Source organism: Promicromonospora sp. NPDC019610, assembly GCF_044389365.1.
Classification (GTDB): domain Bacteria; phylum Actinomycetota; class Actinomycetes; order Actinomycetales; family Cellulomonadaceae; genus Promicromonospora.
On the sequence record NZ_JBIRXX010000002.1, the window covers coordinates 342,642 to 359,543 of the forward strand.

Sequence of the window (16,902 nt, forward strand, 5' to 3'; positions counted from 1 at the left end):
CAGAGTCGGCACCTTGCACCGAGATCCGTCCATCACCGGACCGATCTCGATGCGGACTGCCGACCTCGAAGGAGAGTGCCGACCTCGGCGTCGACACCACCAGGGGCAGCCCATGACTAGGCCCGCGCCCCGTGACCGGCGCGACCAGGAGGTGCCGTACGCCGAGCTGCACGCCCACTCCGCGTTCAGCTTTCTCGACGGCGCCTCGCACCCCGAGGAGCTCGCCGCCGAGGGTGCGCGCCTCGGGCTGAGGACGCTCGCGATCACCGACCACGACGGGCTGTACGGCGTGGTGCGGTTCTCGCAGGCGGCGAAGAAGGTCGGGCTCAAGACGGCGTTCGGGGCGGAGCTGCACCTGCCGACGGTCTCGACCGGCCCGCGCGGCTCCGCCGGCATGCCCGTGCTCGACCCGCCGACCGGCGTCCCCGACCCACGCGCGACGCACCTGCTCGTGCTCGCGCGCGGGCCGCAGGGGTACCGCAACCTGTCGAGCGCGATCGGCACCGCGCACCTCGACGCGGGCGTCAAGGGCGCCGCGAACTACACGCTGGAAGGCCTGGGCGCGGCGTCGCGAGGCGAGTGGCTGGTCCTGACGGGCTGCCGCAAGGGCCCGCTCCGCCAGGCCCTCGCCCCCTCGTTGAGTGCTGGCTATTTGCGCTCTCAAAACGATTCGACAGCGCAAATAGCCAGCACTCAACGGGCTGGGAATCGGGTTGATCGGTTGGATGCGGGGCGGCGGGAGCTGGCGCGGCTGGTCGATGCGTTCGGGCGGGACAACGTGGCCGTCGAGATCACCGCGACCGGCGACCCGCGCGACGCCGACCTGCACGACGCGCTCGCCCTCCTCGCGCAGGAGGCGCGCCTGCCGCTGGTCGCCACCACCGCCGCGCACTACGCCCGCCCCCGGGACGCCGACCTCGCCGGGGCGCTCGCCGCCGTCCGCGCCCGGTCCAGCCTCGACGACCTCGACGGCTGGCTGCCCGGCGCGCCCACCGCCCACCTGCGCAGCGGCGCGGAGATGGCACGCCTGCACCGCAGGCATCCCCAGGCCGTGCCGACGGCCGCCGCGCTGGGCGCCGAGTGCGCGTTCGACCTGAAGCTCATCGCGCCGAGGCTGCCGCCCTACCCCGTCCCGGAGGGGCACGACGAGAAGTCCTGGCTGCGCGAGCTCGCCTACCAGGGCGCGACCCGCCGCTACGGCCCCCGGGAGGGCAACCGGAAGGCCTGGCAGCAGATCGACCACGAGCTGAAGGTCATCACCGACCTGGAGTTCCCGGGGTACTTCCTCGTGGTCTACGACCTGGTGGAGTTCTGCCGGCGCAACGGCATCCTCGCGCAGGGGCGGGGCAGCGCCGCGAACTCGGCGGTCTGCTTCGCCCTGGGGATCACCGCCGTGGACGCGGTGCGGCACGGCCTGCTGTTCGAGCGGTTCCTCGCGCCGGAGCGGGACGGCCCGCCGGACATCGACGTCGACATCGAGTCGGTACGCCGCGAGGAGGTGATCCAGTACGTCTACGAGAAGTTCGGGCGCACGCACGCGGCCCAGGTCGCCAACGTCATCTCCTACCGGCCACGCTCCGCGGTGCGCGACGCCGCCCGCGCGCTCGGCTACGACATCGGGCAGCAGGACGCCTGGTCCAAGAGCATCGAGCGCTGGGGCACGCTCAAACCGCGGGTGCCCGCTCCGCCGTCGGACGGCGTGCCGGACGGCGCCCCTGGCGCCGGACCCGCCCCGCAGAACCGGACCGCCGCCAAGGACGCCCGCATGACGGCGCTCTGGGGCCCGGGGGAGAACGGGGCCTTCGTCGACGTGCTCGCGCAGGAGGCGCGCGCCGCGGGCGAGCCCCGGGAGCGCGCCGACGACACCCACGACGTCGTGCCGTTCCGCACGCCGCCGTCGGCCGCGCAGGAGGGGGAGATCCCCGACGACGTGCTCGACCTCGCCGACCGCATGCTCCGCCTGCCCCGCCACCTGGGCATCCACTCCGGCGGCATGGTGATGTGCGACCGCCCGGTGATCGAGGTGGTCCCCGTCGAGTGGGCCCGCATGGAGGGGCGCACCGTGCTCCAGTGGGACAAGGAGGACTGCGCCGACGCCGAGCTGGTCAAGTTCGACCTGCTGGGCCTCGGAATGCTGACCGCCATCCGGTACGCGTTCGAGTCCGTCGAGGAGCACACCGGGGAGCGCCTCGAGCTGCACGACCCGCCGCAGGACGACCCGCTCGTGTACGACCTGCTGTGCGCCGCCGACACCGTGGGCGTGTTCCAGGTGGAGTCGCGCGCCCAGATGGCGACCCTCCCGCGGCTGCGGCCGCGCGACTTCTACAGCATCGTCGTGGAGGTCGCGCTCATCCGGCCCGGCCCCATCCAGGGCGGGTCCGTGCACCCCTACATCGAGCGGGCCCGCGGGCGCGAGAAGGTCGAGTACCTGCACCCGCTGCTCAAGAACTCCCTGAGCCGCACCATGGGCGTGCCGCTGTTCCAGGAGCAGCTCATGCAGATGGCGATCGACGTCGCCGGGTTCACGCCCAAGGAGTCCGACGAGCTGCGGCGCGCCATGGGGTCCAAGCGGTCCCAGGAACGCATGGAGGCACTGCGCGAACGGCTCTACGCCGGGATGACCGCGAACAAGATCCCGCCCGGGGTGCAGGAGCAGATCTTCGAGAAGCTCAGGGCCTTCGCCGACTTCGGCTTCCCCGAGTCGCACGCCTACTCCTTCGCGCACCTCGTGTACGTGAGCTCGTGGCTCAAGGTGCACCACCCGGCCGCGTTCTACGCGGGGCTGCTCGCGGCCCAGCCCATGGGGTTCTACTCCCCGCAGTCCCTGGTCGCCGACGCGCGCCGGCACGGGGTGCGCGTGCTGCGGCCCTCGGTCGCGGCGTCCCGGGTGCTCTCCTCGGTCGAGCGGGTGCCTGCGGCCTCGCCGGCCGAGGGGGCGCCGACGCCGGACGGGCCTGCCCCTGCGCTGGTCGAGCCCGCCGAGACCCCGACCGCGTCCGTCGCCGGCCTCGTCCGGGCCGACCCGGCGCTCGCGGTCCGCATGGGGCTGGAGTCCGTGCGGGGCATCGGGAAGGAGAAGGCGGAGGAGATCGTGGCGGCCCGCGACGCCGCGGGCCCGGCGGGGTTCGTGTCCCTGCGGGACCTCGTGCGGCGGGTCGAGCTGTCGACGGCGCAGCTCGAGTCGCTCGCGACCGGCGGCGCGCTGGAGCCGCTCGGCGTCGACCGGCGGGAAGGCCTGTGGGCCGCGGGCGCCCTGGGCCAGGAGGGGCCGACGACGCTGCCCGGCGTCAGCGTCGGCGTCGACGCCCCGGTGCTGCCGGGGATGAGCGAGGTCGAGCTGGCGCAGGCCGACGCGTGGACGACCGGCGTCACGCCCGACTCGTACCCGACGCAGCACGTCCGGCCGGGTCTGGAGGCGGCGGGCGTGCTCACCGTCGCCCAGGCGATGGTGACCGAGCCGGGACGCCGGGTCGCCGTCGGCGGGGTGGTGACGCACCGCCAGCGGCCGGGCACCGCCGGGGGTGTGACGTTCCTGTCCCTGGAGGACGAGACGGGGCTGCTGAACGTGATCTGCACGGTCGGGCTGTGGCAGCGGTTCCGCCGGGTCGCGCGGTCGGCGCAGGCCATGGTGATCCGCGGGCGGATCGAGGCCGCCGACGGCGCCGTCAACCTCCTGGCGGAGCACCTCGCCCCGCTGTCGCTGGCGGTCCCGGGGCGGTCGCGGGACTTCCGGTAGGAGTTCGGCGCGTGTGCCGTCCGACGCGGCGCCGTGCGGCCCGAACCGGCCGGCGCCGCGTCAGCCCAGGTAGAGCTGGCCCGTGCTGGTCGCCCAGAGTGCCGCCGAACCCGCCCCGACCAGCACCGCGGCGATCGCGTAGAACCAGATCTTCATGCGGTGCCCGGCGATGCGCAGCAGCACGGCCAGGCCGAACGCGGCGACCGCGAGGGCGGGGGCGGCGAGGAACGGGTCGCCCCCCTGCGCGTCCTGGGTGACCAGCACGTACACGGCGCTCACCAGCAGCAGCCGGGGGACCCAGCGCAGCAGGGCGCCGAGCAGCCGGACCGGCCACGGCCTGCGACGCGGTGCGATGGGGGCGGGCGCCGGCGTGCGCGGCTGCTTGCCCGGCCGCGCGCCCTGCTGCTTGGCGGGCTGCACGGCCTGCGGTCCGCCGGGCTGCCTGGCCGGCTGCGCGGCCGGCTGTCCGCCCCGCTGCGCGCCCTGCTGCCTCGTCGGCTGCGCGACGGGCGGCCGGCCCGGCGGCACGGCCGGCATCGGCCGGGTGGCGCGCAGGGACGGGCCGGGCGCGGCCTGCCGCGGGGCGGGGCCGAGGTGCTTCACCGGGCTCTTGCGCGGCTGATACGACTGCGGCGGTGGAACCTGGCTGCGGACCACCTGGGTCGCCGTGGCCGACGGCGGTGCCGCGGTGCTGGACCCCGCCGCCGTCGACCCGACCGGGGTCACCGACCTGGGCCGGCTCGTGACCGGCGCCCGCTTGCTCGCCGGCGCGGGCTCGGGGCTGCGGAACGCGCGCCAGCCGCGCAGCGTGTCCGCGTGCCCCTCCGGGGGAGTGGCGACCCGCCAGCGCATGGCCTGCCAGATCCAGTCCTTGATCTCGGCCGGGGTGCGGCCGCCGGCGACCTCCGCGCCGATCTCCGCGACGTGGTCGGCCACGACCTGCTCCGCGGCGCCGTCGAACCCGTCTGCGTGCACCTCGGTCAGCACGCTCATCAGCGCCCGGTCGTAGACCAGGGCGTGCCAGGGCTCCGGGACGCGGGTGGGCGTGACCTCGTCCGACCGGTCGAGGTCACGCTGGAACATCTTGGTGTGGCCCTGGCCCGGCAGGATGTCCGTCGAGGGCAGCGTCGCGACCTCGGCGGCCGTCACGCCGTCGCTGACGAGCTGCGAGGTGAGCAGGAGCGTCGGGTCGGGCGTCGCGCTCGCGATCCGCGCGCGCACGACGCTCGCGATGTTCTCCAGCGGCGGCCGGTGGTTCGGCTGGTACCGCGTCATGGCCAGGACCAGGGACTGCAGGTGCCGGTCGATGGCCGGGCGCTCGGGCAGGGGATCGTCGTCCGGGACGACGCCGGCAGGCTCCTCCTCCACGAGGTCGGACGGCGTCAGGTCCCGGCCCAGGAAGTTCAGGTCCAGCGGCAGCGCACCCGTGCTCGCGTACACGAGGAGCAGGCCCAGGCTGTACACGTCGGACCGCGGGTGGACCCGGCGCCCGAACAGCTCGGGCGCCATGTAGGCCATGGTCCCGGCGGGCTGCGTGGAGGTCGCGGCGTCGAACACCTTGGCGATGCCCAGGTCGATGAGGACCGCGCGGTCGCCGTCGACCATGATGTTCGCCGGCTTGAGGTCGCGGTGCAGGCAGCGCTCCTCCTGCAGCACGAGCAGCGCGTCGACGATCTGCCGGGCCAGGTGCAGCGCCTCGGGGCCGGACAGCGGCCCCTCCTCGCGCACCCGGTCGCGCAGCGTGGTGCCGGGCACGAGCTCCATCGCGAACCAGGGCTGCGTCGCGTCCAGGCCGGCCTCGACGAACCGCGGGAAGCCGCGGCCGTCCAGCCGTTCCAGCAGGTGCGCCTCCTGGGCGAAGCGCTCCCGGGCGTCGTCGTGCAGGCCGGTCAGGACCTTCAGGGCGACCTCCGTGTCGTCGTCGGCCTGTGCCCGGTACACGTGCGCGAAACCACCGTGGCCCAGCGCCTCGGCGAGCGTGAACCGGCCCAGGCGCTCCCCGCTGGCGGGGATGCGCCGCACCGGCCGCATCGGCAGGGCGGCGGCGCGCGGGGCGGGCGCGGCGAGGTCAGCAGGCGGGGCGGGCGGGAGCTCCGGGGTGGGCTCCGGGTCCGGGGCGGACGCCGGGGCCGGCTCGGCGTCGGCTGTGGTTGCCGGGCCGGGGACGGGCGCCGCGGCGGCCGCGGCCGGATCCGGGGCGTCGACCGGCTCGGCGGCGGTGGGGGCGACCACGGTGGCCACAGGAGCGTCGTCCGTGTCCGTGTCCGTGCCTGCGTCGATGTCCGCCGGCGGCTCAGGGACCGGGCCGGGATCCGCGGGCTCGGCGACGTCCTCCACGCTCGGCGGCGCGGGTACGGGCGCGAGCTCCCTGGTCGGATCCTCGTCCGGCGGGGCGGGGACCGGCGCGAGCTCCGGGGTCGGCGGGGGGCCTGCTGCGGGCTCGGCATCCGTTGACGGGACCGGACCGGGGCCGACGGCCGCTGGCGCGACCTCGCCGACGCCGGGTGCTGGTGACGTCATGCCGGAAAACCTACCAGCGGACCTTCGCCGAGCGGACTAAAGTCCACCGCCGCGCCGCACCCCGGCTCACACACCCTGGGTGCGGTACCAGGCGATCTTCTCCCGGAGTCGGTCCTGCTGGGCGCGCAGGGCGTCGATCGACTCCTGCACCCGCCGGTCGTGCTCCTCCAGCAGCGCGACCCGCGCGGCCAGCGTCGCCTCGTCGAGCGACAGCTCGGCATACCGCTTCAGGTCGGCGATCGGCATGCCGGTGTCCCGGAGGCAGTGCACCAGGTCGAGCCAGCCCAGGTCGTCCTGCGTGTAGGTGCGGTGCCCGCCCGACGTCCGCGCGATGGGCCGCAGGATGCCCTCGCGCTCGTAGTACCGCAGCGTGTCGATGCTGAAACCGGAGACCTCGGCGGCCTGCGCGGGCGAGTACGTGACCATGTTCCGATCCTGCCCTTGACCTGGAGCGCGCTCCAGGGTTTTCGCTGCTCTCATGACCACCACCCTCCACGAGACCCCGCCCGCCGCCCGCCTGGTGCTCGGCGCCATGATGTTCGGCACCGCCGTCGACGAGGCCACGTCGTTCGCGCTGCTCGACCAGTTCGTCGCCGCCGGCGGCCGCTGGATCGACACCGCCGACTGCTACTCCTTCTGGGCGAGCGAGTCCGGCTACGGCGGGCAGAGCGAGGAGGTGCTCGGCCGCTGGCTCGCCGCGCGCCCCGGCGTCCGCGACCGCGTGCTGCTCTCCACCAAGTTCGGGGCCGAGCCGCGGGACGCCGCCGACTGGCCCGCCTCCCGCACCGGCCTCTCGGCCGCCGCGGTCCGGGAGCAGCTCACCCGCAGCCTGCGCCGGCTCGGCACCGACCGCGTCGACCTGGCCTGGGCCCACATGGAGGACCGCTCGGTCCCGGTCGAGGAGACGGCGGAGGCCTGCGCCGCCCTCGTGTCGGACGGTCTCGTGGGCCGGATCGGCACCTCGAACCACCCCGCGTGGCGGGTCGAGCGGGCCCGGCGGCACGCCGTCGGGCAGGGCGAGGAACCGTTCAGCGCGGTGCAGCACGCCTACAGCTACCTCCAGCCGCGGCCGGGCACGCTGACGGGGAACCACCGGTGCGGCTGGCTCGACGACGAGCTGGTCGACCTCGCCGCCGTCGAGCACCTGGACGTCTGGGCCTACACGCCGCTGCTGTCCGGCGCGTACGACAACCCGGCCAAGCCGATCCCCGAGGTCTTCGACCACCCGGGCACCACGCGGCGGCTCGCCGTGCTCGACGACGTCGCGGCCGAGCTCGACGCCTCCCGCGGCCAGGTGGTGCTCGCCTGGCTGGCGGCCCGCGGCATCCACCCGATGCTGGGCGGCAGCAAGCCGACCCAGCTGACCACGGCGGTCACGGCCATGACCCTCCCCCTGACGGCCGACCAGGCAACCCGCCTGAGCGAGGTAGACGTCACCCCGCCCGCCTCCTGACCACTCGGCGAAGGGGTCAGGTGAGGTCGATCGTCAGCGGCTCGAAGGGCGTCGCCACCGGGTAGCTGCCGCCCCAGAGCTTCGCGCCGTCCTCCGTGAGCTCGACCTGCCGCCAGGTCAGGCGCGCGCCGTCGTCCGACCGCTCGGGGGCGCCCGCCAGGCGGAACGCGACCGTGCGCACGTCCGCGTCGCGGTCCCGGATGGACATGGTCCAGTCGGGGTCGCCGTCGGCCGGGGCGACGACCTCGATGTCCGCGACCTCGCCGACGAACGAGCCGAAGTGCCCGATGAACACCACAGAACCCGTGAACCCGAACGACGTGCCCTCGGGGGACGGGTCGGGGGTGCGTGCCGGGTCGAGCGGGAAGTGGAACGAGGCGCCGCTGCCGCCCACGGCGTCGTCCTGCACGATGCGGCCGCCAGGCGCCCCCATCACGTACATCAGCAGGCTTGCCTTGATCTCCCAGTCCAGATGAGCCACCCGAGAACGGTACTCCCACCTGGGGATTCGTCGTGCCTTGCTCGGCACGTCGCGCGGCAGGTCGGCCGACGCGCCCGCCGGGAGCGCGCGTCCGGAAGACGTGTGCCGTCCGGGGAGGTAACGCTCTGCTAGCGATGCTCGCTCGGCGTTACCTGCTCGGCGGAGCAGGCGTTGCCCGGTGCGACCCGTGTGTCCGCGTGCCCCCGCCTGCGGAGCGGGTCACGCCTGCGGAGCGGTCCGGTGTGCGGGTCGCCGTGCGTTCACGGGGGCGTCGCCGGGCCGACGGCGGCGGGCCTTGCTCCGGCCACCGGACCCGTCCAGGCTCGGGCCCATGAAGACCCTCTCACCCCGCAGCACCGCGGCTCTCGCCGTGACTCTCGCGGGCGCACTGGCCCTGGGTGTCGCCGCACCGGCGTCAGCCCTGTCCGCCGACGCCGCCGACACCGCCGACACCGCACGCGCGGCCGCGCACCACGACCGCACCTTCGACCTGCAGGCCCACCGCGGCGGCATCGCCCTGACCGTCGAGAACACGCTCCCGGCGTTCGACAACGCCCTCGCGCTCGGCGTCAGCACGCTCGAGCTGGACGTGCAGATCACGCAGGACGGGTACGCCGTCGTGACCCACGACCGCGACCCGAGCGCGGCCAAGTGCGTCGACACGGAGCCGGCGTTCCCGGGCGACCCCGAGTTCCCCTACGTGCCCACCAGGACGTACATCAAGGACCTCACGCTCGCGCAGGTCCGCACCCTGGACTGCGGTTCGCTGCGCCAGCCGCAGTTCCCCGGGCAGGAGCTGCACCCGGGCGAGCGGATGCCGCTGCTGTCGGAGGTCCTGGCGCTGGTCAACCGGCACCGGGCGCACCAGGTCATGCTCAACATCGAGACCAAGGTCGAGGCCGGCGCGCCCGAGCAGACGGCGCCGCGCGAGCAGTTCGTGCAGGTCGTCGCCCGCGAGGTGCGCAAGGCCCGCCTGGTCGACCAGGTGACGATCCAGAGCTTCGACTGGGGCTCGCTCATGCGGATGAGCGAGGTCGAGCCGCGCTTCGGCCTGGTGGCCCTGACCAACGGCCAGCAGTTCCTCCAGGTCGGCGTCGAGGGCGCGTCGCCATGGCTCGGCGGCCTGGACATCGACGACTTCCCGGGCTCGGTCCAGCAGAAGTTCGTCGCCGCGGCCGACTCGTTCGGCGCCGACGCCGTCTCGCCCGTGCACGGCGACCCGCAGGGCGGCAGCGTGTCCGACCCCGGCTACGTCCCCTTCACCACGCCCGAGCTCGTCCGCGCCGCGCACCGCGCCGGCCTGGACGTGATCCCGTGGACCGTCGACGACCGCGCCACGATCGAGTCCCTCATGGACATCGGCGTCGACGGCCTCATCACCGACCGGCCGGACCTGCTGCGCACGATCATGGCGGAGCGCCACCTCAAGCTCCCGAAGCGGTACTGACGGGCGCGGCCGCGGGTCAGCCCGCGGCCGTGTCGTGCTCGCCGGCTCCGGTGCCAGGGGCTGCCCGACGGCGTTCGCGGCGTCCGCGGGCCAGCTCCGTCGCCAGGGCGTCGAGCGGCTGGGCGAAGGTGTCCTCGAAGCGGGCGAGCCAGGCCTGGGCGGCGGCGGTCCCGGCATCGTCCACGGAGTAGAGCCGGCGCGTGCCCTCGGCGCGCACCCGCACGAGCCCGGCCTCGCGGAGCACCCTCAGGTGCTGGGAGACCGCCGGCTGCGTGATGCTGACCCGCGCCTGGAGCGCGCCGACCAGAGCGCCCGCGGGCTGCTCGCCCGGGACGAGCAGCTCCAGCAGCCGACGTCGGACCGGGTCGCCGAGCGCCTCGAACACCCCGGCCCGGGCCGCGTCGAGCGCGCCGTCCTGCCCGCGGCCGGCGCCGTCCTCCGCCTCGCCGCCGGGGAACCGGGCGGCGGCGGGCACTCAGGCCTCCGGCTGCGTGGTGTAGAAGGCGATGGTGCGCGCGCCGGCGGCCCGCGCGGCGTCGGCGTCGTCCCCGCCCGCGATCGCGGCGTCGGCCCAGCCGGTGCTCGCCAGCCGCACGAACTCGACGCCCACGGGGGAGACGGTCCACGCCTCGAACTCGGTGGCGTCGTTGGTGGAGCCCGTGGCCAGGTGCAGGCCGAGCCCCAGGAGGGCGAGGTCCCAGCCGACGCCGACGGCGCCGGGGCCGTACTGGGTCCAGAAGTCGGGGTCGACCACAGCCTCGTGCACCAGCTCGAGCGTGGTGCCGCCGTCGGCGGGGCGCAGCGAGACGGTGACCCAGGAGACCTGGCCGCCGAACTCCCAGGTGATGTCGAAGCTCTCGGGGGCGTCGCAGCGCTCGACCAGGCCGCCCGCCTGGCCCTCGAACTGGTAGCGGCCGCCCACGGAGAGCTCGCCGCTGACCGGCAGGAACCAGCGGGGGAGGCGTTCGGCGGAGGTCAGCGCGTTCCAGAGGTCGTCCCGGTCGGCGTCGTAGGTGCGGCGGGCGACCGCGATCTTGGTCGGGGTGCCGTCCCGGCTGCCGTCGCGGACCTCGCGGGTCGTGAGCCCGGCGGTGGCGACCGGGTCGATGGTGCTGGTGCTGGTCATGATCTCTCCTTGTATAAGCGGGTACTTATGTTATGCCACACGCGGGCCGGGCGCGCAACAGTGCTGGTCCGCGTGCCAGTGGGAACCCGCGCGAAAAAGTGTGCCAAGCGCATCGCGCCGCGGGTGTCGGTGAGGCGGAGTAGGTTCCGAACATGGCCCAGATCCCGGAGGCCCGCATCGTGGTGGTGCCCGCCACGGCCGACCGGTTCGACGACGTCGCGCGCGTCCTCAACCCGAGCGGACGCGAGCAGGCGTGCTGGTGCATGCACTGGCGGGCGCCGGCCAAGGAGGACGTCACGACGCGCGGCGCCCGGCTGCGCGCGCTCACGGCGGAGGAGCCCGCGCCGGGCATGCTCGCCTACCTCGGCCGCGCGGGGGCGGGCGCGGGTGTGGGGGAGGGCGCCGGCAGCGGCGGTGCAGGCGACGACGAGGTCGCCGGCTGGCTCGGCTTCTCGGTGCGGTCGGCGGCCCGGTCGCTGCAGCGGTCCCGCGTGCTGCCGGTGGGGGAGCCGGAGTCCTGGCCCACCACCTGGGTGTTCATGTGCGTGACGGTGCGCACGGGCTTCCGCCGCCAGGGGGTCGCGCGGGCGCTGCTCGACGCCGGGGTCGACTACGCCGCGGCCCACGGCGCGACGGCGCTGGACGCCTTCCCCGTCGAGCCCGAGGCCGGGCGCCGGGTCCCGGTGAGCGCGGCGTTCGTCGGCACGGTCGGGATGTTCGAGCGTGCGGGCTTCGACCGGCTCGGACCGACGGACGCAACGAGCGGCAGGCTGACCCGCTGGCACATGCGGCGGGAGATCGCCGCAGCTTGAGGGCGCGGCGTCAGCGCTCCGCCGTCCGGCACCCCGCCGCCCGGGGACCTACTCCTCGACCGGCACGACCACGCACAGCTCGAACGTGTCCCGGCCCCGGCGCACGAGGTAGCGCGCCCGGTCCGCCGCGGCCTCCGAGGCGTTCTCGTCCTTGAAGCTCCAGCGCACGTCGACCCACAGGAGCGCGTCGCCCACCTGCTCGACCGCCTTGATCTCCGGCACGGCGGCGACCAGTCCCTCCTCCCGGCGGGAGGCGAGCATGCCGCCGAGGCTGCTGCGCGCGGCCTCGGCGTCGGGCACCACGACGGACCGGTCGGCCTCGATGATCACGGACGGGTAGGCGAGGCCGTCGGTCAGGGCGTCCAGGTCGCCCGCTCCGAGCGCGACGCCATAGCCGACGAGGAACGCGAGCAGGTCGTCGCGGTCGTACGGGGTGCTGGTCATGCCCACACGCTAAGTGCCCGCCGCCCGCCCCACCACCTCGTTGAGTGCGGGCTATTTGTTGCTCCGAACGTGTGGGAGCAACAAATAGCCCGCACTCAACGAGGGGTCAGCGGGTGGCGTGGGCCAGGGCCTGGGACAGGTCCGTCCAGAGGTCGTCGACGTCCTCCAGGCCGACCGACAAGCGCACCAGGTCCGGCGAGATGCCCGCCTCCTTGCGGGACACCTCGTCCATGATCCGGTGGGTCAGCGACGCCGGGTGCTGGATCAGGCTGTCCACGCTGCCCAGGCTCACGGCCGGGGTGATCAGCCGCACGGCCGAGACCAGCGCCACCGGGTCGGCGGAGGTCTCGAACGAGACCATCGCCCCGCCGATGCTCGGGTAGTGCACTCGGGTCACCCGCGGGTGCTCCCCGAGCCGGCGGGCCAGCTCCGCTGCCGTCGCCGCCGCCCCGCGCACCCGCACCGGCAGCGTCGCCAGGCCGCGAAGCAGCTCGTACCCCGCCATCGGGTGCAGCATGGCGCCCGTGACGAACCGGACCTGGCGCAGCGACCGGGCCAGCTCCTCGCCGCAGGCGACGATGCCGCCCATGACGTCGCCGTGCCCGCCCAGGTACTTCGTCGCGCTGTGCAGCACCATCGCCGCCCCCTGCTCCAGCGGACGCTGCAGCACGGGCGTGGCGAACGTGCTGTCCACCAGCACGGGCACCGGCGCGCAGGCGTCGGTCAGGGCGCGCAGGTCCACCTCGTCCAGCGTGGGGTTGGCCGGGCTCTCCACGACCACGAGCCCGGTCCGGCCCGTGATGGCCGATGCCGCGTCCTGCGGCGACGCCCACGTCACCGAGGTGCCGAGCAGCCCGGAGTCGAGCAGGTGGTCGGTGGTGCCGTACAGCGGCCGTACACCGACGACATGCGGGCGGCCCGCAGCGACCTGCGTCAGCAGGCACGCCGACAGTGCGGCCATGCCGCTCGCGAACGCGACCGCGGCCTCCGCCCCCTCGAGCTCGGCCAGGGCGTTCTCGAAGCGACGCACCGTCGGGTTGGCGACGCGGCCGTAGACGGGCGGACCGCCGTCGTCGTGCCCCTCGGCGAACTCGTCCAGGCGCGCGGCCTCCGCGACGACGTCGTGCGACGGATAGGTGGTGGACAGGTCGATCGGCGGGGCATGGAGCCCGAGCGCGGCGAGGTCGTCCTTGCCGGCGTGGACGGCGCGCGTGGTCCAGGAATGCATGCTCATGGGTGACTATCGGCATTCGCGCTGTCCGACGGCGCCGCGGCGTGCTAGATATTCGGCCCATGACCCAGAACGTGCTCCTGGATTCAGTGGACCGGGCGCTCCTGATCGAGCTGCAGAACGACGGGCGTCTCTCCAACAAGACGCTCGCGCAGCGGGTCGGCGTCGCGCCGTCGACCTGCCTGGCGCGCGTCCAGCGGCTGCAGAACGCGGGGGTCATCCGCGGATACCACGCCGCGATCGACCCCGCCGCCGTCGGGCGCGGGCTGCAGGCCATGCTCATGGTGCGGCTCACCACGCACTCACGACCGCTGCTGGGGCCGTTCGTCGAGTGGGTGCGGCGGTTGCCGCAGACCCGGGCCGTGCACCACGTGTCGGGGCCCGACGACTTCCTGATCAACGTGGCCTGCGCCGACACCGACGAGCTGCAGCGCCTCGTGCTCGACCTGACCGCGCGCGGCGAGGTGGGCCGGGTGCAGACCGACCTGGTGTTCTCGTCCTGGACCTGCGGCCCGGTCACCCCGGCGGAGTGACCGGACCGTCGGCGGAGTGACCGGACCGGCTCGGTCAGAACGCCTGCGCCAGCAGGTCGGCGAACAGGGCGTCCGGGTCGACGTCCAGCCCGCGCGCGACGAACCAGTCGGACACGGTGCGGCAGTCGCGCAGCAGCACGTCGCTCGAGAACGGGTTGGCCGCCAGGTCCACGACCTGCGGCAGGTCGATGATGACCAGCCGCTCGCCGTGGGCCAGGATGTTGTACGGGGACAGGTCGCCGTGCGCGAACCCGAGCCGGGCCAGCACGGACATGCCGTGCGTGAGCTGCTCCCAGTACGACTCCAGCAGGTCGTCCGACGGGCGCACCCGGGTCAGGCGCGGCGCGGCGACCGCCTGGGTGCGGCCCAGGTCGTCCGTCTCCTCGGTGCCGATGAACTCCATCAGCACCTCGGTCCCGTCGATCTGCACGGGGTAGGGCACGGGCGCACCCGCCGACCAGGCCTCGCGCAGGGCGATGAACTCGGCGTCGGCCCACTGGGTGGCCGACACCGCGCGGCCCCAGGCGGACTTGCGGTCCTCCATGGCGCGCTGGTCGCGCGTGCGCCGGACGGTGCGGCCCTCGGTGTACTCGGACCCGCGGTGGAACTGCCCGTGCTCCAGGCTGCGGTACCGCTTGGCGACCAGCAGGCAGCGGGTGGCCGGCTGGTCGAGCGTCAGGTCCGGTCCGCCGTCCGACGACGCGTCCGCACCCGCCGGGACCGCGCGCTCCACGAGGAACGCGTCGGCCTCCTTGCCGGTCTTGAGGATGCCGAGCTCGGTGTCGATCGCGGCGTCCCGGGTGACCACCCACTCCGGCAGCGGTTCGGGACCGCGCGCCCCCTTGGCGACCGAGCGCCAGGTGGACCAGCGCTGCCCGGGACCGGGCTGGGTGGGATCGGTCTCGTGGTTGTCATCGTGGTCGTGGTTGTCGTCAGGGGCGTGCGGGACGACGCCGGACGCGTGCCGGCCGGCGCCGTCCTGGACCATGCCGTCCTGCTCGAACGCCTCGGAACCGAGCTGGTCGGACTCGAGATCGCCGGTGTCGAACGTGCCCGGGTAGGGGCCTTCCAGGTCCTCGCGGCCGACCCGCACGCCGCGGGCGGGCCGGCGCTCGTCGTCGGCCGACCGGTTGTTGTACTTCGTGCCGCCTCTCCCGGCTGCTGCCTGGATGAGGACGGACTTCGGTGCTTCGGGAAAACGGGGCAAGTCGGTGCTCCTTGATGCTGGAGCATCGCCGGTTCAGTCCCGGGAGCTCCTGGTGACAGTGGCGTCTGCTGCCGCGAAGGCAGCCGCGCGAACGACGTCGTCCATCACTGCCTCCTTCCTGTCCGCACCGTGCTCGAACGCACGTGCCGGAGCCGTTCCTACCTGATGAGCTGGCCGGTCAGCGAGCGCCTCAGGGGTAGACCCGATGACCGTGCGAGGAGCATGTCACGCCCGCCGGACGGGGCGCACCTGATTATTCGAGGCCGGCGTGTTCGGGGTCGGCGTGTTCGGGGTCGGCGCCTTCCCGCGACGTCGGCGCCTTCCCGCGAGGTCGGCATCTTCCTGCGACGTCGGCAGCTTGTGTCGAGGTCGGCACAGGCCTGTGCCGACCTCGAGGCAGACTGCCGACTCTGCGCGGCAGACTGCCGACTCTGCGCGGCAAACTGCCGACCTCCGGGTGGCCGGGTGGCCGGCTGGCCGGCAGGCCTCAGGCAGGTGGGAGGTGCGGGTTGGCCTGAGCCCGTCTGACCAGGTCGGGCGGCAGGTGGGCCGTGATCCTGGCGAGCATCGTCCGGGTGTCGGCGCGGTCGGCGGCGCTCGTGCGTTCCAGGGTGATGCCGGCGCGGCGGATGGCCTCGGCCCGGTTCTTCTCGCGCATGTACTCGGCGGCCGGGTCGTGACCAGGGCGGACGCCGTCGGGCCGGTACTTGACCAGGCCGTCGAACTCGATGCCCAGCCCCCACTGCTCGTACCCGAGGTCGGTGTGGAACAGACCGCGTTCGGTCTGCACCGGCATCTGTGTCGTGGGTCTGGGTAGGCCCGCACGGAGGATCTCGTAGCGCACCCAGGTCTCCCAGGCGGATCCCGAGCCGCCGTCCGCGAGCTCGACGACCAGCCGGGCCTGCTGGACCCCGCGGCGGCCGGCCCGGGCGTCGATCATCTTGAGGAGAAGCTGACGGTCGGCGCCGAGCGCCAGGGCGGAGTCGGCGATGACGAGCGCCTCCAGCGGGTGCAGTGCGAGGGCGCAGTCGATCACGGTGCGCTCGACCGAGGTGACCGGAAGGCCGTCGACCGCTGCGACGTCCGCGGGCGGGACCTTTCCCCGGTGCCGGACGACGTCCTTCGCGGACCGGCCCGAGGCCCGGGAGCGCTGGTAGACGTGCGTCGTGTCGGGCACCGTCCAGACCCGGCAGCCCAGCAGCAGGGCCGCGGTCGTGTGGCTGAAGACATGGTCGGAGCGCAGCTGGGAGTGCAGCGCGCGAGCCCGGGCCAGCTCCTTGATCCGCTTCTCGCGAGGCGCCGACGAGGGGCCGCCGACCTGGACGGCCCCCGCCTCGCAGTAGGCGCCGCGTCGCACCCTGACGAGCGTGCCCCGGCGATGGGCCTCGGCCAGCTTGTTCCGGTCGCGCTCGCTCGCGAGCAGGACGGAGGGGATGTCGACGACGGGGGCGGGTGAGGTGGTGGTCATGGGACGAGCGTGCGCCGGGCGCGCGGGGCGCGTCCCCTCCGGTGACAGCAGCTGTGCACAGGTACGACGTCGCAGCGCATGTGGTCGCGCTCGAACGCCTGCGACCTCGTCGGGAGGGTCTGTCGCCGGCTGGGACAACTTTGATGCGGGGACGTCCCCGCGGCGTCAGCACGATCCTGTGAGGTCGGCACTCTCTCGCGATGTCGGCACGTTCCTGTGGCGTCGGCGCTCTCTTGCGATGTCGGCACGTTCCTGTGGCGTCGGCGCTCTCTTGCGACGTCGGCACGTTCCTGTGGCGTCGGCGCTCTCTTGCGACGTCGGCACGACCCTGTGGCGTCGGCACTCTCTCGCGACGTCGGCACGATCCTGTGAGGTCGGCACACTCCTGCGATGTCGGCAGTCTGCGTCGAGGTCGGCACAGACCTGTGCCGACCTCGACGCAGA

The 16,902-nt window shown here is 74.1% G+C and carries 14 protein-coding genes; 5 read left to right on the forward strand and 9 right to left on the reverse strand.

Annotated features, from left to right (window positions below; translation table 11 throughout):
* Positions 1-112 precede the first annotated feature (112 nt).
* Positions 113-3,736 carry an error-prone DNA polymerase gene (locus ACH45N_RS13135; protein WP_397394451.1) on the forward strand — a complete coding sequence of 1,208 codons (3,624 nt, stop codon included), beginning with the start codon at positions 113-115 and terminating at the stop codon, positions 3,734-3,736.
* Positions 3,737-3,796: 60 nt separating this feature from the next.
* On the opposite strand, the gene ACH45N_RS13140 is transcribed toward ACH45N_RS13135, so the two are convergent.
* Complete coding sequence (locus ACH45N_RS13140; RefSeq protein WP_397394453.1) at positions 3,797-6,256, reverse strand: protein kinase; 2,460 nt, start codon at positions 6,254-6,256, stop codon at positions 3,797-3,799.
* A 66-nt stretch (positions 6,257-6,322) separates the two neighbouring features.
* Entirely contained in the window at positions 6,323-6,682 is a 360-nt protein-coding gene (locus ACH45N_RS13145; RefSeq protein WP_397394455.1) for a MerR family transcriptional regulator, read from the reverse strand.
* Positions 6,683-6,734: 52 nt separating this feature from the next.
* On the opposite strand from ACH45N_RS13145, the gene ACH45N_RS13150 reads away from it, so the two are divergent.
* Positions 6,735-7,709 carry an aldo/keto reductase gene (locus ACH45N_RS13150; RefSeq protein WP_397394457.1) on the forward strand — a complete coding sequence of 325 codons (975 nt, stop codon included), beginning with the start codon at positions 6,735-6,737 and terminating at the stop codon, positions 7,707-7,709.
* Positions 7,710-7,725: 16 nt separating this feature from the next.
* On the opposite strand, the gene ACH45N_RS13155 is transcribed toward ACH45N_RS13150, so the two are convergent.
* Positions 7,726-8,190, reverse strand: a complete 465-nt coding sequence (locus ACH45N_RS13155; RefSeq protein ID WP_397394459.1) for an HtaA domain-containing protein — start codon at positions 8,188-8,190, stop codon at positions 7,726-7,728.
* A 331-nt stretch (positions 8,191-8,521) separates the two neighbouring features.
* Between ACH45N_RS13155 and ACH45N_RS13160 the strand changes: the two genes are divergently transcribed.
* Positions 8,522-9,637, forward strand: a complete 1,116-nt coding sequence (locus ACH45N_RS13160) for a glycerophosphodiester phosphodiesterase family protein (RefSeq protein WP_397394461.1) — start codon at positions 8,522-8,524, stop codon at positions 9,635-9,637.
* 16 nt (positions 9,638-9,653) lie between these two features.
* Here the strand turns inward: ACH45N_RS13160 and ACH45N_RS13165 are convergent, their stop codons facing one another.
* On the reverse strand, positions 9,654-10,112 hold the full coding sequence (locus ACH45N_RS13165) for an ArsR/SmtB family transcription factor (RefSeq protein ID WP_397394463.1): 459 nt from the start codon (positions 10,110-10,112) through the stop codon (positions 9,654-9,656).
* A complete protein-coding gene (locus ACH45N_RS13170) occupies positions 10,113-10,763 on the reverse strand; it encodes an SRPBCC domain-containing protein (protein WP_397394465.1) in 651 nt (216 codons plus the stop codon).
* A 152-nt stretch (positions 10,764-10,915) separates the two neighbouring features.
* Between ACH45N_RS13170 and ACH45N_RS13175 the strand changes: the two genes are divergently transcribed.
* Positions 10,916-11,575, forward strand: a complete 660-nt coding sequence (locus ACH45N_RS13175) for a GNAT family N-acetyltransferase (protein WP_397394467.1) — start codon at positions 10,916-10,918, stop codon at positions 11,573-11,575.
* Between the two features lie 48 nt (positions 11,576-11,623).
* Here ACH45N_RS13175 and ACH45N_RS13180 read toward each other — a convergent pair whose 3' ends face one another.
* Positions 11,624-12,019 carry a hypothetical protein gene (locus ACH45N_RS13180; RefSeq protein WP_397394469.1) on the reverse strand — a complete coding sequence of 132 codons (396 nt, stop codon included), beginning with the start codon at positions 12,017-12,019 and terminating at the stop codon, positions 11,624-11,626.
* A 106-nt stretch (positions 12,020-12,125) separates the two neighbouring features.
* Positions 12,126-13,253, reverse strand: coding sequence for a trans-sulfuration enzyme family protein (locus ACH45N_RS13185; RefSeq protein WP_397394471.1), 1,128 nt, complete (start codon positions 13,251-13,253; stop codon positions 12,126-12,128).
* A 59-nt stretch (positions 13,254-13,312) separates the two neighbouring features.
* On the opposite strand from ACH45N_RS13185, the gene ACH45N_RS13190 reads away from it, so the two are divergent.
* Positions 13,313-13,783 (forward strand): Lrp/AsnC family transcriptional regulator, encoded by a 471-nt coding sequence (locus tag ACH45N_RS13190; protein ID WP_397394473.1) that lies wholly within the window; start codon positions 13,313-13,315, stop codon positions 13,781-13,783.
* 34 nt (positions 13,784-13,817) lie between these two features.
* On the opposite strand, the gene ACH45N_RS13195 is transcribed toward ACH45N_RS13190, so the two are convergent.
* Together ACH45N_RS13195 and ACH45N_RS13200 are read right to left on the reverse strand one after the other, a co-directional pair.
* A complete protein-coding gene (locus ACH45N_RS13195) occupies positions 13,818-14,990 on the reverse strand; it encodes a serine protein kinase RIO (protein ID WP_397394475.1) in 1,173 nt (390 codons plus the stop codon).
* Between the two features lie 487 nt (positions 14,991-15,477).
* A complete protein-coding gene (locus ACH45N_RS13200; protein WP_397394477.1) occupies positions 15,478-16,458 on the reverse strand; it encodes a hypothetical protein in 981 nt (326 codons plus the stop codon).
* Positions 16,459-16,902 lie beyond the last annotated feature (444 nt).

What these genes read in the sequence shown, in the direction of transcription:
- ACH45N_RS13145 (WP_397394455.1), bottom strand. Translation starts at nt 6,682, where the DNA reads ATGGTCACGTACTCGCCCGCGCAGGCCGCCGAGGTCTCCGGTTTCAGC.
- ACH45N_RS13190 (WP_397394473.1), top strand. Translation starts at nt 13,313, where the DNA reads ATGACCCAGAACGTGCTCCTGGATTCAGTGGACCGGGCGCTCCTGATC.
- ACH45N_RS13150 (WP_397394457.1), top strand. Translation starts at nt 6,735, where the DNA reads ATGACCACCACCCTCCACGAGACCCCGCCCGCCGCCCGCCTGGTGCTC.
- ACH45N_RS13175 (WP_397394467.1), top strand. Translation starts at nt 10,916, where the DNA reads ATGGCCCAGATCCCGGAGGCCCGCATCGTGGTGGTGCCCGCCACGGCC.
- ACH45N_RS13135 (WP_397394451.1), top strand. Translation starts at nt 113, where the DNA reads ATGACTAGGCCCGCGCCCCGTGACCGGCGCGACCAGGAGGTGCCGTAC.
- ACH45N_RS13200 (WP_397394477.1), bottom strand. Translation starts at nt 16,458, where the DNA reads ATGACCACCACCTCACCCGCCCCCGTCGTCGACATCCCCTCCGTCCTG.
- ACH45N_RS13160 (WP_397394461.1), top strand. Translation starts at nt 8,522, where the DNA reads ATGAAGACCCTCTCACCCCGCAGCACCGCGGCTCTCGCCGTGACTCTC.
- ACH45N_RS13180 (WP_397394469.1), bottom strand. Translation starts at nt 12,019, where the DNA reads ATGACCAGCACCCCGTACGACCGCGACGACCTGCTCGCGTTCCTCGTC.
- ACH45N_RS13185 (WP_397394471.1), bottom strand. Translation starts at nt 13,253, where the DNA reads ATGAGCATGCATTCCTGGACCACGCGCGCCGTCCACGCCGGCAAGGAC.
- ACH45N_RS13170 (WP_397394465.1), bottom strand. Translation starts at nt 10,763, where the DNA reads ATGACCAGCACCAGCACCATCGACCCGGTCGCCACCGCCGGGCTCACG.
- ACH45N_RS13140 (WP_397394453.1), bottom strand. Translation starts at nt 6,256, where the DNA reads ATGACGTCACCAGCACCCGGCGTCGGCGAGGTCGCGCCAGCGGCCGTC.